Genomic DNA, 22,450 nt, shown 5'->3' on the forward strand with positions numbered 1-22,450 from the left:
GGTATAAAACTAGGTTATACTATTGATTCAGTTGATAAAATAGGACGTCAAGTGTTTTATAAAAACCATAGCGTAATATTTTATATTGAGTAGTTTGTACAAAGTGTGTATGTTAAAGAACAAAGCAGTATTTATTGTCGATTATTCACAGGAGCACGAAGATTATGGACAATCAGGGCCAAGACAATTTAACTCGCCGTGATGACAAAGTGTGGCTACGAACTTATGAAGAGCTTGGTCTAACTTATGATATTGATATGCCAAGCGATGACACCTCGCTTATTGATATCTTTGAGCAGAGTTTTACTGAACATAAAGGCAAAACGGCTTTTGTCTGTATGGGCTCAACGCTTAGTTTTGAAGAAGTAGATTTATATAGCAAACAAGTTGCCGCTTATTTGCAGTCTTTAGGTTTGACTAAAGGCGACAAAGTAGCGGTTATGATGCCCAATATCTTACAGTTGCCTGTTGCCGTTATTGGCGTGCTACGAGCGGGCCTAACTTTAGTCAATGTCAATCCTTTATATACTAGCCGTGAGCTTGAACACCAACTCACTGACTCAGATGCCAAAGTATTAATCTTGGTCGAAAACTTTGCTAAAACTTATCAAGATATCGGTCATAAAGTCGTCGACCATGTGATGATCACCAGTATGGGTGATTTTATGGGAACGCTGAAAGGTTTTATGGTCAATACGGTCGTCCGTCACGTCAAAAAAATGGTACCGGACTATAAGATCGATAAAAGCATTGATTTTAAAAAAGCGCTCAAAAAAGTCTCGGTTAATAAATACCAGCGTCCAACGAATATCGGTCTTGATGATATCGCAGTATTACAGTATACCGGCGGCACCACTGGGGTTGCCAAAGGCGCAATGCTCACGCATAGAAATTTGGTTGCCAATTTGGTGCAATGTAACACCTTCTTAGGCAGTGCTTTTGATGAATTTGATCATAGTGGTGAGCAACCGGTTATCATGACGGCACTGCCGCTGTACCATATTTTCTCATTTACGGTGTGCGGTATGTTTGGTCTTTACCGCGGCTGTATTGGTTTATTAGTTCCTAATCCACGCGACCTCGATAGTCTAATAAAAGCCTATAAAGAAAATCCGCCCTCATTCTTCCCTGCGGTAAACACTTTGTTTAATGCTTTAGCAAATAATGAAGAGTTTAAAAGTCTAGATCATAGCAAGCTTAAGATGTCGATGGGCGGTGGTATGGCTGTGGTAAGTGCTACGGCTGAAAAATGGCGTCAAGTTACAGGTAACATCATCTCACAAGGCTATGGTCTGTCTGAAACAGCGCCTGTTGCTACCGCCAACCCAAGCAACAGTGCCACTTTTTCAGGGAATATCGGCGTACCTATGCCAGCGACTGATGTGGCTATCTTGGATGAAGCGGGTAACGAGGTGGAGCTTGGCGAGCGCGGCGAGATTAGTGTGCGTGGTCCGCAAGTTATGAAAGGCTACTGGCAACGCGAAGATGCTACGGCTGAGGTCATGACGCCTGATGGTTTCTTTCGTACTGGTGACATTGGTATTATGGACGAAAAAGGTTATGTCACTATTGTTGATCGCAAAAAGAACATGATCTTGGTCTCAGGGTTTAACGTCTATCCTAATGAAGTTGAAGAGGTCATGGCAGGTCATCCGAAGATCTTAGAGTGTGGAGTTATTGGGGTTGAAGATGACAACAGTGGTGAGGTGCCAAAGATTTTTGTAGTATGTCAAGATTCTAGCCTAACCAAGGACGACGTTCTTGCCTATGCTAAAGAGCATTTGACAGGTTATAAACGTCCGCGTCAGGTCCAGTTCATTGATGAGCTACCAAAATCAAACGTAGGTAAGATTCTACATAAAGATCTACGCACGCTTGAAGAGCAAGAAAATAGCAAAGCCTAATATCTTTTAAGGTAGCGCCAGTTAAGAAGTAGCACAGAAAATGATAAGGCAGCTAAACGGTTGCCTTATCATTTTTTATGATTGTTTTTTAGGGTTTAATACCAGCAGCACTGACCGCTTTTAAAATGTCTTAACTATAATAGTAGCGCTCGGCTTATTTTTATTAGCTGTCCATAGACATTTATAGAGAATTTTTAGCAAAAATGCTATAGTGCCTGCGCATACAGATTTAATATATTGATAAAAAAACCTCTTATAATTTACAAACATTCACTGCATCTATTTTATTATTAGATTATTTACACCGTTAATGGTAACGCTTAGGGAAAGTTATGACTGACAACGCCGATAAAAATAGCACTGATGATACTAGTGCATCTAAAGATAGTACTAATAATAAGGTCACCAAAGATGATAGTAGTGACCATGAGCAGTCAACTTCGAATATGACTGCGTTTCCTACTATGCCAAAGATTCCACATGATAGACCGTGGCTTGATGCTTATGAGCGTTATGGCATCAGTGCTGATATCGACATGCCCGATGATGAAACCTCTTTACTCGAGGTATTTGAGCGTAATTTTCGCCGTTATGGTCAAAAAACCGCTTATGTCTGCATGGGTGCTTCTATCAGCTACAAACAGCTAGATATTTATAGCCGTCAAATTGCCAGCTATCTACAGTCTTTAGGGCTAGTAAAAGGCGACAAAGTTGGCGTGATGATGCCCAACCTTTTGCAGTATCCTATTGTTGCCCTTGGAATTATCAGAGCGGGTATGGTACTGGTTAATATCAATCCTCTATATACCAGTCGTGAGTTATCGCATCAGCTGCATGATAGTGAAGCTAAAGCTATCTTTATCGTCGAAAACTTTGCCAAAACCTATCAAGATGTGGAAGATAAAGCTCAGATTGAGCATGTGATCGTCTGTAAGATTGGCGATATGCTAGGCTCCGTCAAAGGCGTCGTTGTCAATCTGGTTGCCAAGCACGTCAAAAAGATGATTCCTGCTTACAGTCTACCTGAGAGCACCAGCTTTAAACAGGCACTTGATGCCGTATCAGCAAGTAAATACAAGCGTCCGGATCTAAGCTTAAGTGATGTAGCTCTGCTGCAATACACGGGCGGTACGACGGGCGTTGCCAAAGGCGCTATGCTGAGCCATGGTAACTTAGTGGCCAACATGCTACAAATTAGTGTCCTTATTAATAGCGCTTTTGAAGACGACATTGATAGCGACGATGTTATTTTGACCGCATTGCCGTTATATCATGTGTTCTCGTTTATGGTCTGCGGTATGTATGCGATGTATCAAGGCCTAACCGGCCTGCTTATTCCGAACCCGCGCGACTTGGATGGTCTGATTAAAGAGATGGATAAGTATAAACCCGCCTTTATCCCAGCGGTAAACACTCTGTTTAATGGTCTGGTAAATAAAGACAGTTTTGCCAAGCTTGATTTTTCCAACCTAAAAGCAGCTATCGGCGGCGGTATGTCAGTACTGCCAAGCGTCGCTAAAGAGTGGCACCAGATCACCGGTCTACCTATTGTAGAGGGTTATGGCTTGTCCGAAACCTCGCCCGTAGTGGCCTTTAATCCGATGACTATTGCTCAATTTACGGGTAAGATCGGTATACCAGCCTCTAGTACGGATATCATCTTGATTGATGAAGAGGAAAACGAGGTCGCTATCGGCGAGCGCGGCGAGATTTGCGTTAAAGGGCCACAAGTGATGATAGGGTACCAAAATCGTCCTGATGAAACGGCCGAAACCTTTACTAAGCAAGGTTATCTCAAAACAGGCGATATCGGTATCATGGATGACAAAGGCTTTATCAAAATCGTCGACCGTAAAAAAGATATGATTATTGTCTCAGGATTCAACGTTTATCCTAATGAGATTGAAGAGGTTATGAGCGAGCATCCTAATGTTAAAGAATGCGGAGCCATTGGCATACCTAGTGATGAGCGCGGCGAAGATCCTAAGCTATTTGTGGTTAAAAAGGGCGAGGTAAGCGAACAAGAGCTGCTTGATTATGGCAAGAAAAATCTGACAGGCTATAAGCGTCCGCGTCATATCCAGTTCGTTGATGAGCTGCCTAAATCAAACGTGGGCAAAATCCTACGTAAAGAGCTACGTAAGATGGAAGGCCTAGAGTAAGGGACTTATCTTGCTATTGTATGGCTGTCACGTTAGGATATCTGCTTTATCCAAAACCGAAGGATTTTTATGCGTACTGATAACCGCAAGCTTGATCAACTTCGCCCGATTAGTTTTGAGCGTAACTATACCAAACATGCTGAAGGGTCAGTGCTCATCAGCTTTGGCGATACCAAGGTACTATGTACTGCCAGTATTGAAGCTGGGGTACCGCGCTGGCTTAAGGGCAAAGGTAAAGGCTGGATTACTGCTGAATATGGTATGTTGCCACGCGCGACCAATACCCGTAATCAACGTGAAGCGGCGCGCGGTAAGCAGTCAGGTCGCACCCAAGAGATCCAGCGTCTAATCGGTCGTAGTTTGCGCGCGATGATCGATTTAAGCAAGCTTGGTGAGAACACTATTTATCTTGACTGTGATGTGTTGCAAGCTGATGGCGGTACGCGTACGGCAAGTATCACTGGCGCGGCGGTCGCTTTAATGGACGCGCTTGAGAGCCTACAAAGAACCAAAAAGCTTAAAGCCGATCCTTTGATTGGTTTGGTCGCGGCCGTTTCTGTAGGTATGAAAGATGGCGAGGCTTATCTAGATTTGAACTACGAAGAAGATGCCAATTGCGATACCGACCTCAACGTTGTAATGACGCAAAAGGGCGAATTTATTGAACTGCAAGGAACCGCTGAGGAAAAACCTTTTACTCGTGCGCAAGCTGACGATATGTTAGCGCTAGCTGAAACAGGTATTGCTGATCTAATTGCTATGCAAAAAACAGCTCTGGGCTGGTAGGTTGTGGTATGTAGCATGATAGTATTATCATTACCTTTTGCTTGTTCAACACAGGTAGTCATACATGCTTAAGTTAACCGATGAGGGCGCCAAGATAACGCTACAAGACCAGCCACCAGCGAGTGACAATGGTCTGTTTTGGTTTGGAACGGCGTTATTAATTGGCGCTATAGCTGTAGCTATGGCTATGAGTTTGTTATCCGAGCGTTTATCGATCGGTGCTCTAGCGTTATTAATCGTGGGTTGTTTTATTTTTAATAGAAAACGGCAACAGCGCAAAAAGTCCATGAGCGGCATTATAAGCAGTGGGGTTTTATGGGTGCGGGCAGGCGAGTTGGTACATGATCATCAAGGTAAGCGTGCCGCTATTACATTAAATGACGGCGACAAAGTTACGTTGTTTGGTGAGCAGCTACAGATTGTTGATAGCAATGACAACCGTAAGTATCATATTAGTGGTTTTGATAATGTGCAAGAAGCAAAAGCGACTAAAGCAATATTAGAGAGGACAGCATTCAATAAACGTCATGCTAATATAAAAATGAACGGTGATTGAGCTAGTTTAATCATTGTCTACCACTGATAATTAATTGATAAAAAACCATCGTTACTGATGGTTTTTTATTTGTCTGAATGTGTTGAAATTCAATGAGATACTCATTTCTATTTTACCATTTATCTTTAAATGTCTACCTTTTATTGTAGTTATTTAAAAATTGTCTAAACAATAAAGCTTGCAGCCTCCTGCCTAAATGGTTTATAACTAGAAGCTGAACATTTTATAGTTTTAGCAAACATTATTGCTGTTTTAAAAGGAGCTGGTCATGCCGCCATTATCATTGTCGGTTGTTACCTGTTACAAGATATTATTTAGTCCCTCTGCAACTTCTACTACAAGTACCCCTGTTAAAATAGGTGCAAATATAAAAAAGACTTCTATTGCAGCGTTACTAACGTTGTTTTTAGGTGCTACCAACTACGCTTATGCCGATAGCATGAGTGCGCTTATTGCCCAAAAGTCAGCTTCATCACAGCTGACAGCGCCCCGTGCCAAAATAAGTACCCGCTCTACTATTCAGCGCGCACGTACGAACTATGGGTCTAGTGCCAATCCTATTTATACTACGCCTAGCTCCAACGCATATAATTATCAGCCGCCAACAAGCGCGCCTGCCGTTAATGTCACTTACCGCTATCCTACCAATAGTTATCCTACCTATTCTTATCCTGACAGTAGGCAGCAACCGCCATCAGTATTACCTGCCTTTTTATCTGGCAACTACGATAATGTAGATCGCGAGTATTTACCACTCTTGAGCCTTGCTGAAGCGCAAAGCCAGCAAGCGGCGCGCGGAGTAATCAGTACTGCGCGTAAGATGGCACTTAACGAGCGTACTATTATTCAAGGCGGCTGCTGGGACTATTTGGATGCGGTATTCAAACGAGCAGGAGTGACACGTGATACGGTACATAAAGGCGCGTATAGACAAGGACCGTACGCTAGTAGTGACGAGATTGAGATCGGCGATTGGCTCTACTACATCAATCATGGTTATAATGGTGTCGAGCATAGCGGTTTGTTTGTCGGCTGGGTTGACAAGTCCGCCAAGCAAGCGCTGATACTAAGCTATGCTGGTGAAAGCCGCCGCGAGCCAGCACGTTATCGAGTTTATGATTTGAGCAACGTTTATCAAATCATGCGGCCTACTATTTAGATTGTTTAATGCTTTTGTAATAGGCTTTAGATGATAACCATAAAAAAGCGCTCATACTTGTTGAAGTGACGAGCGCTTTTCACGTTGTAAATTATAAGTCTTTTAATCAACGTTAGAACGGCTTAACTACGGCCAAAATAACGATGATAACTAAACCAAAAACGGGCACCTCATTAAACCAGCGCCAAAACTTATGGCTTTTGTAATGCGGATCGCGAACCAGTTTTTTGCGATAAAAACCACAAGCACCATGATAGGCTGAGAGCAGCACTACTAAAAACAGCTTGACGTGTAGCCAGCCTTGGGTTTTATACACCTCCCAGCCTAGAGCCACCATCCACAAACCAAATATCCAAGTGGCGATCATAGAGGGCGTCATAATACCGCGGTACAGCTTACGCTCCATGACGATAAAACGCTCTTGGCTTACAAGATCATCACTCATAGCATGATAAACAAACAAGCGCGGTAAGTAAAAAATTGCTGCAAACCAGCATACCATGGCGATGATATGCGCCGCTTTGATCCAGTTGAGATAATCTACCATAGCTTACTCTCTTAGTACGCTGTCTTTTATAAATAATAGCTGCTGGCAAGTCTAAACCCAAGTGGCAGCGCTGGCAAGCTAAGTTAAAATAGTGCAACAGATAACTGAGTACCCAACAACGATAGCGTAAGTATTTAAATCATCTGATCACGGGCACTACTGTCCATCTTTATGAGAAGTCATTTGCGATTGATGACCACTCATAGCGTCGACTACACGGATTTGTGTTGGTAATTTCGGGGCAGCGAGTTGTGCTCTCAAGCCCAGCTCCCGCATCAACCTGTTATCATTGGATTGACTGGCATTACCCGTAGTCAAAAGCTTGTCACCATAAAAAAACGAATTGGCTCCTGCCATAAAAGCGAGAGCTTGTTCAGCATCAGACAAGCTCTCGCGACCCGCTGACAAGCGCACATAACTATTTGGACAGCAAATACGCGTTACTGCAATGGTGCGAATCCACTCCAGCACTGGCAGCTGACCTTCGGCCAGTACTTTATCGCCAATGGGGGTACCTTTGATCGGGACGAGCAGATTGACAGGAATAGACTCAGGCGCTTTTGGCATTTTGAGTAGCTCATACAGCCAGTCAATACGATCATCACGGCTCTCACCCATACCCACGATATTACCGCTACAAACGTTGATCCCTGATTGGCGTACATGGGTTAGCGTCTCTAAACGCTCATCGTAGCTACGCGTACTGACTACCTGCTCATAGTAACGCCGCGAAGTGTCTAAGTTATGATTATAGTAGTCAAGCCCAGCCTCCGCCAATTGCGTAGCTTGATCAGCGTCAAGCATACCTAAAGTCATACAAGTTTCAAGCCCTAAGTTTTTTACTTCCTTAATCAGCTCGACCACATAAGGCATGTCTTTGCGGCTCGGATGCTTCCATGCCGCGCCCATGCAAAACCGCGACGAACCGGCAGCTTTGGCACGCTTGGCCGCCGCGATGACCTTATCGACATCCAAGCGCTTTTCTGCCTGTAACTTGGTCTTATCACGATGATGTCCTGATTGTGAGCAATAACCACAGTCCTCAGGGCAGTTACCGGTCTTAATAGATAACAAAGTGCTAATCTGCACCTCATTAGCATTAAAGTGCTGACGATGTATGCTCTGCGCTTGCAAAAGTAAATCCATTAACGGTAAATCAAACAAGTGCGCAATCTGTTCACGCCTATGTTTAATAGCCGATGTCGTTTTGTTGGGTGATAGATCAGTAGCCAGATGCTCTGTACTGGTAGTTGTTGCAGTATTAGCAGTAGGTTCTGAGATGGACAGCAATCCTGCCATAAGTTAAATCCTTTTAAAGTAGTAGTTTAAAATAAATCTTTGACAATAAAAAAGGTTGGGGTAACCTTAGTATACCGCAACCTTTTTAGAAAAATACAACGTATCAAATAGCTTTTATATGAATAAATATCCAAAATAGGCGAACATTAGCTCTTCAATGGTTCACTACTACAGCTTACTCTTTACTGATTTTATGCTTGGCCACATTGACCCAGTATTTAAAAGATTGCTGAGCTTTATAAGTATAAGGTTTTACTTTTTGAATATAAGGTTTGTACTCTTCTGGAATAGCGGGCACGATGTGTTTAGAGAGCTTATTGAACCACATCATCAAACTATAATCACCCTCTATACTTAAATTACCTTCTTGAACCGCAGTCATAAAGGCTGGCAGACTACCTTTAGTTAATAGACGAACACCAGTCATAGAGTCTTGGAAATTAATTGTCAGATCTGCATCATCAGCATGACCGCTGTGTTGGCTAAACTGACCATTATCAAAGCTAAAGTAGCGAGCCACGTCAGACTCTTTGCTAGCAATCTCAATAGTAACTTTGCGATCCTCAAGCAGCTTGCTCACGTCTTCGTTATTACTTTTAGCAAGCATAGATAAGCGGTAGCCTACCACAGCCAATAAAACATCTAGTGGATCAGACTTAACATCTAACACAGGGATAGTAAACATAATAAAGCTCCTAAAAATAGATATAAAAAGTGTAGGTAAAAATATGGTCTCAATATAAAAAAACTTATTTTGTAGAAATTTTCACTACAATTGTAATGTAAAATTATAAGATATAACCTAACCTCAGTACTTTAGTAATTGCGTAGAGGGTATTAGGCATTATGTAACTGTACAGTAAATTGACTATACTACGGCCTAGCAATTACAGCATTCAAATTTATAATTTATCAACCTAATAACAAAAAATGCGCCAAACTTGGACGCATTCAAAAGTAATAAAGCCTATAACAATTAACAGAAAAAAGCTTAAGTAAAGAATCAATAAGTATTAATAATAAACGCAGCATTATGGAAAAACCAGCGGCCTACTAAAAGCGTGGCTGATAATTATCATCATAAATAGGACTATGCTCAACATAACGCGCTGCTGCCAGTTCGCGCTCTTTTTGTAGCGTCGGGCTGACATCTTCATAGCGCAGCGCACGATATAATACCCAACCGGCAAGTGGTAACCAACCGATAGCCATTGCAGCAACATAGCTATTCCAGTCTGATAGCCCAAACCCGCTTACCAACAAATTATGGAGGACTTCAACTGCCAACCAAAACCCTGCGCCGCCTAAAACGTAACCTAGTAACCAGCGCTGAGAGGATAAAGCGATGGTTATAATAAGGATCGCTAATATTGCGCCACCAAGCAGCGCTCCATCCCATAGCTCTACATTGATTATAGAAAAAATAGTCAAAAACATGAGTTATCTCGCTATTCATAGTATCTCAATATTATGAAAGCAAAACGGCTTAAGCTAAAGAGGGTAGAGGCAGTATTACGACAACAGTTGTCGTTTATAAAGGATCAATATGGTTGCTACGCCGTCCCCATAAGGATAACGCTGAGACCAACACGGCGCCAAGCAGCATTAAGGATAATGTCGTAAACCAGTGCGCGCCAGTAGGATACTGCCACGGTGCTACGTTGTTGACCGCCTCTGCACCCAGCCCGCCCAAAGCATCGATTTTCCACGGCCATACTTTGACCAGCGAGCCGGCAATAAAGCCAGTTAGTAGCGCCAAGGTTGCATGGTAGTAGCGTGACAGTAGCCATTTAAGCACGCGTGTAAACAACAATAATCCCGTTGCCATGCCAGCGACAACCGTAAAAATGACGGTTAGATTCATGGTATCGACTGCCTCCAACACCGCGTTATAAGCGCCTAATAGCAATAAAATAAAAGAGCCAGAAATACCAGGCAGTATCATGGCACAAATCGCTATTGCTCCGGCGAAGAACAGATAAGGCAGGCTTGGCGCTGTATTTAAGAGCGGCAAACTGCTAATAGCAACTGCAGCAACAAGACCAAAAGCAAACAAGCCTACGCGCGCTATAGTCCAGCGTTTGATCTCACTTAATAAGATAACGATGGTAGCTACTACTAAACCAAAGAAAAACGACCAAATAAGCAGCGGTTCATTATCTAATAAGCCTTTGATAATTCCTGCCAAAGTAGCAAAACTGGTCACGATACCTAAAAGCAGACACAGTAAAAATGTCGCATCGACTTGACGCCAAACAGCGAGTAACCCTTTGATCCCGCCCTCTTGACGAAATACGCCCCATAGACTCGGCCCAATACTACTAATAGCATTAATCAGGCGCTCATAAATCCCGGCGATTAGAGCTATGGTGCCCCCTGATACGCCAGGGACAATATCGGCTGCGCCCATAGCTATACCTTTGATATAGACGCCTAATAACTGTTTGGAACTATCTTTGTGAGATAAGTCAGATGCTGGCGCGGTATCGGTAGTTACACTTGACGACGAGGTATTTGCCCCCGGTCTTTGTGATGTCGTCATGGACATTCCTTTTTAAACGATGCACTAAAATAAGTGCTAAAGAGTAAGCATTAATAAAGGTTAGATTAGTACTAATAATCTAACCTTTATTAATGCTTAATGGCTATAAAAACTATATAGATATAAAAGCTGTGGTGGTTGCTATTTACTTTATTAGTTGCTTTATTTGGCAAGGGTTAGCGCCGGATAACCTAACGCGTAAAGGACGCCTTCAAGTCCGGTAACGTTGACAGCCGCATCAGCACGAGCTTGGACAATAGGTTTAGCGTGATAAGCTACCCCTAAATCTGCATTGGCCATCATGGGTAAATCGTTCGCGCCGTCACCAACGCAGACGACTTGAGTCGAATCAAGCTCCAAGCGTTCGGCAATATGCGCCACAATAGCAGCTTTTTTGTCACCGTTGACGATAGGCAGCTGGACATGACCTGTGACCTCGCCCTCTTCAATATCTAAGTTGTTGGCATGGACCTCATCAATACCTAACTTTTCAGCGATATAACGAGCAAAATAAGTAAAGCCGCCAGAGACCAGTACCGTATGATAACCCAAAGCTTTAAATGCACTCACCGTGGTACGCGCTCCTGTCGATAAGGTTAGACGCGCGCTTATGTCATCAAGTACCGAGGTTGGCGTACCCTTTAATAATGACACCCGCTGGGCAAAAGACTCGTCAAAGTCAATCTCACCGCGCATCGCAGCTTCGGTGATAGCGGCAACCTGCTCACCGACTCCCGCTGTTTTAGCCAGCTCAACGATAACCTCTTGCTCAATTAACGTAGAATCCATATCAAAGCAGATCAGCTTATGCGTGCGCAGCATATGACCGATAGATAAAATATGACAGTCAACAACATCAGAGGAGTTAATATCCAGACGCTGTAGGTCACTGTTAGTATTTTTCTCACTCTCTGACGTGTCATTCTTTATTAGATAGTTTTCTTCTAAATCTTGGCGCAGACGCGTTGTCAACTGATCATCGATAATATGAGCAGCAGCCGTTTTTTTGGCAGGATGCATTAAAGTCTCGGTCACAGGCACTAATAAATAGCGAAATACTTGGGCTGGAACAAAAGACTGTTTGGCATCAGTATCTGACTCAGATAGAGCCACCTCAATAAAATTCGCTTCAGTATCTTCAGCCACGGTAACAAGGTGCCAGTTTGGCTGCTCATCGACCCAATTTTGTACGTATTGATGGATATCTAGTGCATGGATGTGTGCGGGTAGGACGACAATAAGTGCAAATACAGGTAGGGACTGTAGAGCGTCAAAGTCAAGCAAATTAGTATTAGCAGGTAGTAATGACGCTACAGAGTCGACGGCTTGTTGCCATGCTTGACTGTCTTTGGGTAGCGAGTAAGGCGTATTTTTTGGCATGACTTAATTGTCCCTTGTATGCACGATAAAGATTAGGAATAATAACAGTTTTGGAGCGCAGAGCCTATACATGACACGTCAAGTGTAACAGTTGCATAATAATAGGTATGACTTACAAAACAAATCTCAAAGATAATTAAATTTATGCCAATAGCTAAACCTATAATGACCGCTATAGTGATATAGTGCATAATATCGACTGATTTTTCTTGTTGTGAGACTATTTATTTATTGTGTAGTCCACTCAAGTTCGTTTAGATCAGGCCGTCCCGTAGTATACGCTTTCAAAGAGCGAGCAGTGGTCTCGTTTTCAACTTCCTTTATTCAAAAAAGTTTAACATATCATGATGTATTTAGCGCCGCGGCAAGGGTTGTTTGCCATTATTATTCTGGTCAGTTTTTTTTTACAAACGCTACTACTTGTCATTAGTACCGATCAGCAACTGACCAAAAGTCGCTTGCAAAAAGGTGAGCAAATGGTCGCTCAGCTTATTGATGAGGCGCGCCTATCCTTAGAAAACAAGGACCGTGTCAGCCTAAGTGTCATCGCTAATCGTTATACCAGTGAGCAAGATGTCGCACGGATAGTCATAAAAGATGGTAATGACGAGGTCTTGGTTCCGGTGGGCAATGCTCCTATGCAGCAAGGTGATACTATTCGCCAGATTGCTACACAAGACGATGCAGTTATTGGTAGCGTCGCTCTGACTTTAAAAGACATAAGTAAGGGCGAGATCATTGCTATGCAGTGGCCATTTGTCATAGGCTCGCTCATTTTGCATCTGTTTTTATGGTTATTGTATGGCTATATTGCGCGGCCTACTAAAGAGCAGATCAATGCATTAAGCCGCGATATCGAGGACTTGCACCGTGAGCAGTACTCTCAATCTAATCGCTACGATGATCGAGGATCTACGCATAGTTATGTGACCAGTTACGTAGATAAGGACGATGAGAGTGTTGGTGAAGGTGTGAGTGCTGATATGAGTGTTCATACTAGTGGTGAGGATCCGAAAACCGTAAAAGCTAAAGCGCCGCGTCAGACAACCAAAATCGATACCGCCGTTATTCATGATGAGCTCAATGCTTATCTAAAAGCGCAACAAACCGGTGCTGATCCTGCAACCCCCCAAGCTAGCCTTGACAGTACTGCCAGTACCAATTCTCAAGAATTGGAGTCAAGAAAGGACGATGCTAGTGAATCTACTGCTCATACTAGTGTTTCTGCTCCTTCGCGCGACCTTAATGATGCCAGTGCCTACAAGTTTTCAAATAGTGCCTCAAAATTATCTACCAAGCGCGCTTTTGATAGTGTGAGTGTACAGATCAAATTTCATGATGAATACAATATGCTTGAGCGCTTGGCACCTGAGATGCGTATGCCTTATCTGGCTTTATGTACTCAGCTGCTAAATCAGGCTCTAAATGAGCTGCTTAAACAACCCTTGCTCTATGGCGTGAGTGCTATCAACGAACCGCGTTTTGATGAAAAAGGAGCGTCCGCTGTACTCAAAGCTGATAATAGTCATGCAAAAGTGGCTTTGGCAGGCGTGATGCTAGGTAAACTATACTTAATGCTCAATAAAATTATCCACGATAAACATATAGAGCTGTCCCGTTTTGCTTTACCGGTAAAAGCGGGGGTCAGCGACAACGCACAAGCTGATGCTATGACGCAGCTGCTTAGCAGTGTCGGTAGAAAAGAGCAGATGCTCATCTTACTACCCAGTGCCGGTTTGCAGCAGATTGCAAGCCACGTCCAAGTACACAGCCTAAAGCGCCCAACGACGGTTTACGAGCGTGAATGCGCGGTATTTGACGGAGGTAGTGATAGCATAATAGAGCGGCTAACCACAGTCCGTAATACAGTGCTTATGACCGGACATGAAGAGACGCTATAAGGACTCCAACAAAGCGCTTTATTATTTACATAACTGAACATTATCTACGAATTTATTGGTCTAAATAATAATAAAATGATTATAGTGGTTACTACTATTGACAAGGTACGATTAAGCCTTTATAAGGCATAGTTATATTAATATGTTTTGGCTTTATTGACCAATTATAGGAGTTTGTCATGAGTGATATTGACGATGATTTTGACGATGATTTTATTGACGATGATGATGCAAAGCTGGTCGAAGAGGCAGAAACCAGTGCTCGTACCCGTCTCAGTAGTCTTGAGAAGCGCCGTCTGATTGATAATTTGCTAGAAGAGAAGCGTTTAGCCAAGGAATTAAAGGACGAATTGGATGATCTAGGCGATGACGATGATGACTTCAATGCAGAATGGGACGATGATTGGGACGAAGATGATGTCTAGATCTAAGATGAGTCGAGCGGTTCAATGACCTCTAAAATAGTCATAGCCTCAGCTATAGATATGACATGAGACTACAGATTAGCAGGCTTTAACTGTGCTAAGCTAATACTATATCTTGCTAATATTATACATTGCTAGTGTTTTTACCAGATATTGAATCGATTCATAACGTTTTACTGCGTATATAACCTGTATGGTGCTATTCATTACGCGATATATTGACCCAAGGATAAGTATTTCATGAGTAATCCCTTAAGCTTTGACGAATTGTTAGATTTTTTAGACAATCAAGACAGTCAGTTCGTACTCGATAGTGTGGCGACCCATGGTTTTTTGACAGCTACCGTCGTTGGACGTCCGCTGCCAAATTGGCTAGATGCATTATTTGAAGGTCATGTGAGTGAAGTTCCAGAAAACGTAGTAGACGGTGTGCAGCGCTGGCGTGAAGCTATTTTAGCTGAGCTCAAAAACGAGACGCCTATTGAATTACCATTTGGTGAAGATGCAGGAAACGAAGAAGCCGCTGTTGATTTTTCAGATGAATCCGACATTGTAGCGTGGTCGATTGGTTTTGTTGATGCGATGTATGCTGATGAGGCTAGTGACTGGTTTGAAGATGAAGACACTAGCGATGATGTCGCTGTGCTAACGCTACCTATGATCGTACTAAGCGGTATTGATGAAGAAGATCCTGAGCTGACCCAAATGCGTAGCGACCAAGATAAACTCATGCAAATGACCAATAGCATTGAAGGCAATCTAACCGAGCTGTTTTTATTATTTCATACTAACGACTAATACTGTCTATAGAGACGGTTTTGAGTATGATTTTAATAAGTATCGTGTCAAGCGATAGCTCACTGATAAGGTAAAACTATGACCGTGCAACTCTCCAACCTTGAACATCTACCAGGCTATCAAATCACTGAGCGTTTGGATGTGGTTTATGGTAGTACGGTACGCTCAAAGCACGTTGGCAAAGATCTATTCGCTGGCCTCAAAAATATCGTAGGCGGTGAGCTGACAGCTTATACTGAGCTATTAGAAGAGTCGCGCCAAGAGGCGATAGATCGTATGGTGCTCAAAGCTGAGGCTATGAACGCAGATGCAGTAGTGGGTCTGCGTTTTTCAACCTCTAGTATTGCTCAGGGCGCATCCGAGCTGTTCGTTTATGGCACGGCTGTCAAGGCGGTGCGGCAGCAGAACCAATCTATGCCTGCTACGCCGCCAAGTAATCCTTATAACCATTCTGACCAAGCACCTGTTGATTCAGGGCCAACTGATGATTTGCCACGTTTCAATCCTTTTGGCTAAACCTAATCTTTTTAGACTTCACTGATCTTTTTAGACTCCAATAGTAGGATACAAGCTTTTTTATGCTCAGAGACGTGTCATGAATCAATCTTTTACTCAGATGTTAATTAACTACGCGCCGCTCGTCATATTATTTGTCGTGGGCTGGTTCTTCGGTGCGCGTCATGAGCGTCAACATTTAGCGCGGTTAGTCATCTCAGAAAAAGAATTGGGTCATATCATTGTCTCAACCGAACGCTTTTATCGTCCCAAAATTGCTAGCAATAGCGAAGGCGAGTTGGTGCTGGGCAGTGTAGTTATCGCGCAAGATTACTTTAAAATGGTCATCGCTCGTATACTGAGCTTATTTGGCAAAAACTTGACCACTTACGAGACTTTGCTGGATCGTGCACGCCGTGAAGCGGTCGTGCGTATGCGTATTCAAGCGCAGACTAAAGGCTACAACCATATCTATGGTGTGCGTCTGGAAGTTACCAACATCAATCAGCTGGGGAGCATGGTAGAGGCCATTGCCTACGGTACCGCCGTTATTAGTACTCAAAACCGGTCTTAATATCCTTGCTTCAACACATCCTAAACATTTTTTGCAGCAGCGACTTATACGCTAATCATATTCTTAACCATGAATGTTACGGTTAGAGTGTTCAGCTCAAAATTCAAGAGGGCTCAGAAAGCAGAGAGTGACTTGGCATTAACCGTGGCTTCAATGAGCGGTTGTGAAATAAAATAAAAACCCTAAGACATCAATACTTAAGACAGGCAAAAGTAAAAATGTGTTAGGGCTTTATTATAAACTTGCTCGATTAAGCTTCGTAATTATTCAATCGCGCTATTTTGTTGCGTTTGTCCTGAGCATTATCTTCTTTGGCTTTTTCAATATCAAATAAGAAAGTGCGGTTTTTGAGTACGGCCACGAATACCACACCGCCAACGGTATTACCAGCTAACACTACAGCCAAAAATATTAAGTAGTTTGTTAAATCTACGCTATTGCCATACATAAAGGCAGCAAATACCTCAATGTTACCCACAATACTGTGGTGCAAGCCCAAAAAGCCAATACTGCCAGTAATAAGGGTCACCAATAAGATACGGCTAATGGTATCGCGAGCGGAGGTGACAAGCCAAGCTGCAACCCCCATCATCCAGCCTGCTAGTATAGCGCTACCAAAGATCACCCACCAATCAAATCCTAAAACATGGTGAGCATAAGCGTCAATATCGGCTACGGTAAACAGCTGCATATTAAGACCTAAACCGATCATTAAGGCGGCAAATAGACAACCGCCGGCAATATTACCGACGATAACAATGCCCCAAAGCCGCAGCAGCTTCCATAAAGGCTCTATGCCGTTAAGTACTGGTAGGCTTAATAAGGAGGTTTGTTCGGTAAACAACAGTGACTGTCCAATAACTACGATGATAAAGCCTATAGGATACAGCAAGGACGATAAAACCATAGCATACTGCTCTGGCAAAATCTGGTTGAGTATGGCAAATGCTGCTAAAATCATAAAGAAGCTAATACCAAGCTCAAGCCCTGCAGTAAAAGCGCTAGTAAATAAAGAGCCTAAGGAGCGCTGAAAAGTCTCTTTGGCATCAATAAACTGCTCAACTAAGATGCTAGCGTAACTTTTAGCTTTACTTAAATTGTCATCATTAGCGACTTTTTTGATGCTCTCTTTGTCCTCTTCACTAAACTCTTTTAAGTCTTCATCATCTAAATTTTCAGTTGCAGCGCTTTCTTGCTCATCATCATCTTCGTGTACATTGTCTATTTTGCCTGGTACAACGACCAGTTGCTCATCTTTAGAGCCAATTTGAGATTGGTCTGTAGCGTTAATATTTTGTTTGTCAGTGCTTTGCTTGTCAGGTTTTTGATCATCATTATTTTGGGACACGGCAGACTCGCTGTTGGTTAGAAGTGCGTTTGTAGATAAATCACATTTATACTACAGCATAACGGTAGTCTATATTATATTGAGTGTAGTACTGATTGATGTTTTTAATTGTTCAAACAAGTTTGTTCAAACGCGATAAATGACCTTCACATCTAACAAAATCCTGTCATCTGCGTTAAAATCACGGTATTTATTATTTCATCTACTTGTCTAATCTTTTTTGACGCCTTTTAAACCCATTTATTATTAATAAAGATAATCCATTATGAGTAATCCTAAAATCAACCTAACCGAGTCCATCCAATCTGCGCTAACTCAACTTGAGAATGCCTACAACCCAAGTGAGGTCGAGACTGGCATGTATCAAAACTGGGAAGATAGCGGCTATTTTGCCCCAACTTTTGATAAAGATGAATCGTTTTCAATCGCCCTGCCGCCGCCGAACGTCACTGGCTCCTTGCACATGGGACATGGCTTTAATAATGCCATTATGGATGCGCTGACCCGATACCACCGTATGGATGGCGACAATACTTTATGGCAGCCGGGTACCGATCACGCCGGTATCGCCACCCAAATGGTGGTTGAGCGTCGTCTGGAAGCTGACGGTATCAAGCGCCGCGACCTGAGCCGCGAAGACTTTATCGATAAAGTGTGGGAGTGGAAAGAGGAGTCGGGCGATAACATTACTCGTCAGATTCGCCGATTGGGTAGCTCGGTTGATTGGTCACGTGAGCGTTTTACCATGGATGACGGTTTGTCCAATGCGGTCAAAGAAGTGTTTGTACGCCTTTTTGATGAAGATCTCATCTATCGCGGTAAGCGTTTGGTCAATTGGGACCCCAATTTCCAAACCGCGCTATCGGACTTAGAGGTCGAAAACCATGATGAAAAAGGTAATCTGTGGCATTTTCGTTATTATTTTACTGATAAAGATATCAAAACCCAAGAGGGTAAAGACTATCTAATCGTTGCCACCACTCGTCCTGAAACCTTGCTTGGAGATACCGCGGTGGCGGTCAATCCAAAAGATGAGCGTTACGCGCACTTGGTCGGCAAAACCATCACCTTGCCGATCACAGGCCGGATAGTCCCTATCGTTGCCGATGATTATGTTGAGCGCGACTTTGGTAGCGGCTGCGTCAAGATTACACCCGCTCATGACTTTAATGACTATGAGCTGGGTCGCCGTCATGAGCTGCCACTGATCAATATCTTTGATGAGCATGCCAATATTTTGCCCGAGATGGAAGTCTACCCTGACTTGCAAACGCGTGGGCCTGAACTTGAGAGCACGCCATCCGATCATCTAGGTAACCCCTATGCCGGACTTGAACGCTTTAGCGCGCGTATACACTTAGTGGCTCAGGCGCAAGAGGAAGGCTGGCTGGACACTATCGAGGACTACGCGCTTAAAGCCCCGCGTGCTGAGCGTGGCGGCACTATCGTTGAGCCGTTTTTAACCGATCAGTGGTATGTGGCCGTTGATAAGCTGGCAGGCCCGGCGATTGAGGCAGTCGAAGATGGCCGGATTGAATTTGTCCCAGCCCAATATAAAAACATGTATATGGCATGGATGAAGGGGCTACAAGACTGGTGTATCAGCCGTCAGCTCTGGTGGGGGCACCGTATTCCAGCGTGGTATGACGACGCGACAGGCGAGATCTATGTGGCGCGTGATGAGAGCGAGGTGCGCACTAAATATAATCTAAGCAGCGATGTCAAGCTGCGCCAAGACGACGATGTGCTCGATACGTGGTTCAGCTCGGGGCTGTGGACCTTTAGTACGCTGGGCTGGGCAGATCCTAATGCTGATCCGCGCGTACTGGAAACTTTCCACCCGACCAGCGTGTTGGTTACTGGCTTTGATATTATCTTCTTTTGGGTCGCGCGCATGATTATGCTGACCATGCATTTTGTCAAAAACGACGATGGCAGCCCACAAGTACCGTTCAAAACGGTTTATGTGCATGGGCTAGTGCGCGATAGCAACGGACAAAAAATGTCCAAGTCAAAAGGCAATGTCTTAGATCCTATCGATATCATCGACGGTATCGATTTAGAGAGCTTGGTGGAAAAACGCACCAGCAACATGATGAACCCCAAAGACGCGGCCAAAATTGAGAAGCAAACCCGTAAAGAGTTCCCCGAAGGCATTGCTGCCTACGGTACGGATGCGCTGCGCTTTACCTTTACGTCCTTGGCGAGCACCGGACGCGATATCAACTTTGATCTCAAACGTGTTGAGGGCTATCGCAACTTTTGTAATAAAATCTGGAACGCCAGCCGCTTTGTGTTGATGAACTGTGTTGATAAAGAGGGGAGTGCACTACCTATTGATCAGAGCGCCAACGTGGATGTTTGGGAGTTGCCTGAGCGCTGGATTATGAGTCGTCTAAACTCTAGTGCCAAAGACATTCATCAGCATTTCGCTCAGTATCGTCTCGATATGGTCAGCCAAGATATCTATGAGTTTATCTGGAATGAGTACTGCGATTGGTATGTTGAGCTTGCCAAAGCTAGCCTCAATGACGACTCGGTTACGGACGCGCGCAAGGCACAAATTCGCTACGTGCTCTTGCATGTGCTTGAGACTTCAATGCGCTTTACCCATCCGATCATGCCGTATCTCACTGAGCAGATTTGGCAAACTATCGCGCCACTACTAGGTCGCAAAAACACCGACAGTATCGTCATCGCTGACTATCCAACAGTCAATCCCGACGAAATTAGCGAGCAGATTGAGGCAGATATGGCATGGCTACAAGACCTTATCGCTAGCGTACGAAATATCAGAGGCGAGATGAAATTGGGTAATGCGGTACGCTTGCCAGTCCTACTGCAAAATATCTCGACTGAGGAAGAACAGCGCCTAGACCGGATCAAAAACCAGTTTAAAGCGCTGGCGAAAGTCGAGAGCTTAGAGATACTCAAAGAAGGTGATGACGTACCATTATCGTCATCAAGTATGGTCGGGCAACTGCGCGTCCTTGTACCGATGAAAGGGCTGATCGATCCAACCGCTGAGCTAAGTCGTCTCGGTAAATCCTATGACAAAAGCAAGCAGAAGGTATCTCGCGTAAGCTGGGTAATGAAGGCTTTGTCAGTAAAGCACCAGCGGAAGTAGTGGATGCTGAGAAGGTGAAGCTTGCTGAGCTAGAGGGGCAGCTTAAGACTATGGCGGGGCAGATGGAAGAGCTCAAAGCATTGTAACTTTATTTATTATAGATAAAGTTTTCGTAGGGTGGGTTAGCTCAAGCGTAACCCACCAATTTGCTTTTATAAACTTAAAAATATCACTTACTATATATCATTTTATCTAAATTATAATCAAATCTATTCATAACCCCTTATCAAAACCGGAAAACGCTTATGGATAGTATTTATCTCAAGCTCGTCATCGTAGCTTTGCTACTGGCTATCATTAGCTATTTCCTATATCAAAGTAAGAAAAAAGACTCGCCAAAATATAAACAGCTCAAGACCTATTCTAATATTACCTACGATAGACAAGAGTATCATGAGAGCGATTTTAAAAGTACGCTGCTGTATCTAGCGACTTTAGATCATCATGAAGCGTCGATAAAAAGTCGCAACTCGTATGACAATACCTATGAGCAATATAGTTATATCTTTAACAAAGTCACTGAGCTACAAGAGCAAATAAACGTAGGCATCGCTAAGCTAGAGCAAAATATTGCTTTAACCATAAAAGAGTTAAAAACTAGCAGTCGCTTAGTCACAGACGCGGCACTTATAAGAGATATGATAGAAGCGCTCAAAAGTACCGATAAAATAGATAAACAAGTCAATATGATCGACGGACTTGGCTTTACTAAAGTCGCTAGGCTGAAAACATGGTTTCCCTCATTTACGATATTTACTGGGATTATGGCTGGGCTATTAACGATAATGGTCATCTGGTTTTTGCTACTAGCCTTGGGTGGTAGCGGTACGACTCTCATGAGTTATTTACTGGTTCTAGTCATCATGATCATCCCTATCATCGCATTCTCGACTTTTAAATCTCGTAGCAACGCTAAGAAATTCGAGCAGCAAGATAAGGCACTAATAGAAAAAATAAAAGCTATTTTAGATAACTCAGAAAAGCTAGAGAATACTATTATTCTACTTAATACTGATAATAGAGAGTTAGAGTCCTATCACAATCGGTTAGCTAGTATGAATCGGGAAGTAACCGCAGCACTGTATAAAAATAGTGCTTATGTTAAGGCTGCAAAAAAGTCGAAGGCTTTGTTTAAAAAAGGTGATTATAGTAAGGAAGAGATTGAGTTGTCGAATAAGATCAATGTGGTGGTTGATGGTTTAAGAAAAGAAGTAGAAAGTAGTCAGTTGTTGGGTTAATATATAGGTGGCTTGGTTGATTTAGAAGTTTGAAAGCGATTACTAGGGCTGGAAAAACTAAATTAGCAGATCCTAAACAGAGAAAGAAGTAAAAGAGCATGGTTTCAGCATTGGAGTCCTTTAAAAGGGGGAAAGTATTCGGGTCATGGTCTGGAGTCCTTTAGAGGCTTCGATCGGCGCTCATCCCTTACGGAAAAAATATACGCTGT

The 22,450-nt window shown here is 43.2% G+C and carries 18 protein-coding genes and 1 pseudogene; 12 read left to right on the forward strand and 7 right to left on the reverse strand.

From position 1 onward, the window contains the following. Positions 1 to 164 precede the first annotated feature (164 nt). The 5 genes from ACR63N_RS01805 (at position 165) to ACR63N_RS01825 (ending at position 6,567) form a co-directional block, all read left to right on the forward strand. A complete protein-coding gene (locus ACR63N_RS01805; protein WP_367106237.1) occupies positions 165 to 1,904 on the forward strand; it encodes an AMP-binding protein in 1,740 nt (579 codons plus the stop codon). Between the two features lie 332 nt (positions 1,905 to 2,236). Beyond that, positions 2,237 to 4,066, forward strand: coding sequence for an AMP-binding protein (locus tag ACR63N_RS01810; RefSeq protein ID WP_367105141.1), 1,830 nt, complete (start codon positions 2,237 to 2,239; stop codon positions 4,064 to 4,066). A 69-nt stretch (positions 4,067 to 4,135) separates the two neighbouring features. Then, positions 4,136 to 4,852, forward strand: a complete 717-nt coding sequence (gene rph, locus ACR63N_RS01815; RefSeq protein WP_367105142.1) for a ribonuclease PH — start codon at positions 4,136 to 4,138, stop codon at positions 4,850 to 4,852. A gap of 64 nt (positions 4,853 to 4,916) precedes the next feature. After that, entirely contained in the window at positions 4,917 to 5,408 is a 492-nt protein-coding gene (locus ACR63N_RS01820; RefSeq protein WP_472782375.1) for a hypothetical protein, read from the forward strand. Positions 5,409 to 5,676: 268 nt separating this feature from the next. Further along, positions 5,677 to 6,567 carry a hypothetical protein gene (locus tag ACR63N_RS01825; RefSeq protein ID WP_472782376.1) on the forward strand — a complete coding sequence of 297 codons (891 nt, stop codon included), beginning with the start codon at positions 5,677 to 5,679 and terminating at the stop codon, positions 6,565 to 6,567. A gap of 112 nt (positions 6,568 to 6,679) precedes the next feature. On the opposite strand, the gene hemJ is transcribed toward ACR63N_RS01825, so the two are convergent. The 6 genes from hemJ to serB all read right to left on the reverse strand — a co-directional run bounded on the left by hemJ (position 6,680) and on the right by serB (position 12,335). Further along, positions 6,680 to 7,114, reverse strand: coding sequence for a protoporphyrinogen oxidase HemJ (hemJ, locus tag ACR63N_RS01830; protein ID WP_367105145.1), 435 nt, complete (start codon positions 7,112 to 7,114; stop codon positions 6,680 to 6,682). 156 nt (positions 7,115 to 7,270) lie between these two features. Then, on the reverse strand, positions 7,271 to 8,260 hold the full coding sequence (gene bioB, locus ACR63N_RS01835) for a biotin synthase BioB (RefSeq protein WP_472782699.1): 990 nt from the start codon (positions 8,258 to 8,260) through the stop codon (positions 7,271 to 7,273). 328 nt (positions 8,261 to 8,588) lie between these two features. Beyond that, positions 8,589 to 9,098 (reverse strand): SCP2 sterol-binding domain-containing protein, encoded by a 510-nt coding sequence (locus ACR63N_RS01840; protein WP_367105147.1) that lies wholly within the window; start codon positions 9,096 to 9,098, stop codon positions 8,589 to 8,591. A 368-nt stretch (positions 9,099 to 9,466) separates the two neighbouring features. Beyond that, entirely contained in the window at positions 9,467 to 9,850 is a 384-nt protein-coding gene (aciT, locus tag ACR63N_RS01845; RefSeq protein ID WP_367105148.1) for an AciT family ciprofloxacin tolerance protein, read from the reverse strand. A gap of 94 nt (positions 9,851 to 9,944) precedes the next feature. Further along, positions 9,945 to 10,955, reverse strand: a complete 1,011-nt coding sequence (locus tag ACR63N_RS01850) for a DUF368 domain-containing protein (protein WP_367106241.1) — start codon at positions 10,953 to 10,955, stop codon at positions 9,945 to 9,947. Between the two features lie 162 nt (positions 10,956 to 11,117). Next, positions 11,118 to 12,335 (reverse strand): phosphoserine phosphatase SerB, encoded by a 1,218-nt coding sequence (gene serB / locus ACR63N_RS01855; protein WP_367106242.1) that lies wholly within the window; start codon positions 12,333 to 12,335, stop codon positions 11,118 to 11,120. Between the two features lie 344 nt (positions 12,336 to 12,679). Between serB and ACR63N_RS01860 the strand changes: the two genes are divergently transcribed. The 5 genes from ACR63N_RS01860 to ACR63N_RS01880 all read left to right on the forward strand — a co-directional run bounded on the left by ACR63N_RS01860 (position 12,680) and on the right by ACR63N_RS01880 (position 16,528). Then, complete coding sequence (locus ACR63N_RS01860) at positions 12,680 to 14,236, forward strand: hypothetical protein (protein WP_367106243.1); 1,557 nt, start codon at positions 12,680 to 12,682, stop codon at positions 14,234 to 14,236. 179 nt (positions 14,237 to 14,415) lie between these two features. After that, the gene (locus ACR63N_RS01865) at positions 14,416 to 14,661 is read left to right on the forward strand and encodes a PA3496 family putative envelope integrity protein (RefSeq protein WP_367105152.1); all 246 of its coding nucleotides are present in this window, start codon (positions 14,416 to 14,418) and stop codon (positions 14,659 to 14,661) included. Positions 14,662 to 14,901: 240 nt separating this feature from the next. Continuing rightward, positions 14,902 to 15,459: a YecA/YgfB family protein gene (locus tag ACR63N_RS01870; RefSeq protein WP_367105153.1), complete on the forward strand. Its 558-nt coding sequence runs from the start codon at positions 14,902 to 14,904 to the stop codon at positions 15,457 to 15,459. 78 nt (positions 15,460 to 15,537) lie between these two features. Further along, the gene (locus ACR63N_RS01875) at positions 15,538 to 15,975 is read left to right on the forward strand and encodes a YbjQ family protein (protein ID WP_367105154.1); all 438 of its coding nucleotides are present in this window, start codon (positions 15,538 to 15,540) and stop codon (positions 15,973 to 15,975) included. A 79-nt stretch (positions 15,976 to 16,054) separates the two neighbouring features. After that, on the forward strand, positions 16,055 to 16,528 hold the full coding sequence (locus ACR63N_RS01880) for a YbjQ family protein (RefSeq protein ID WP_367105155.1): 474 nt from the start codon (positions 16,055 to 16,057) through the stop codon (positions 16,526 to 16,528). Between the two features lie 250 nt (positions 16,529 to 16,778). Here ACR63N_RS01880 and ACR63N_RS01885 read toward each other — a convergent pair whose 3' ends face one another. After that, positions 16,779 to 17,876, reverse strand: a complete 1,098-nt coding sequence (locus ACR63N_RS01885; RefSeq protein WP_367105156.1) for a formate/nitrite transporter family protein — start codon at positions 17,874 to 17,876, stop codon at positions 16,779 to 16,781. 265 nt (positions 17,877 to 18,141) lie between these two features. Between ACR63N_RS01885 and ACR63N_RS01890 the strand changes: the two are divergent. Beyond that, positions 18,142 to 21,089: pseudogene (locus tag ACR63N_RS01890) on the forward strand (valine--tRNA ligase). 159 nt (positions 21,090 to 21,248) lie between these two features. Further along, the gene (locus ACR63N_RS01895) at positions 21,249 to 22,241 is read left to right on the forward strand and encodes a hypothetical protein (RefSeq protein ID WP_472782377.1); all 993 of its coding nucleotides are present in this window, start codon (positions 21,249 to 21,251) and stop codon (positions 22,239 to 22,241) included. The last annotated feature ends 209 nt before the right edge of the window (positions 22,242 to 22,450 follow it).

It is taken from the genome of Psychrobacter sp. M4 (assembly GCF_055699795.1).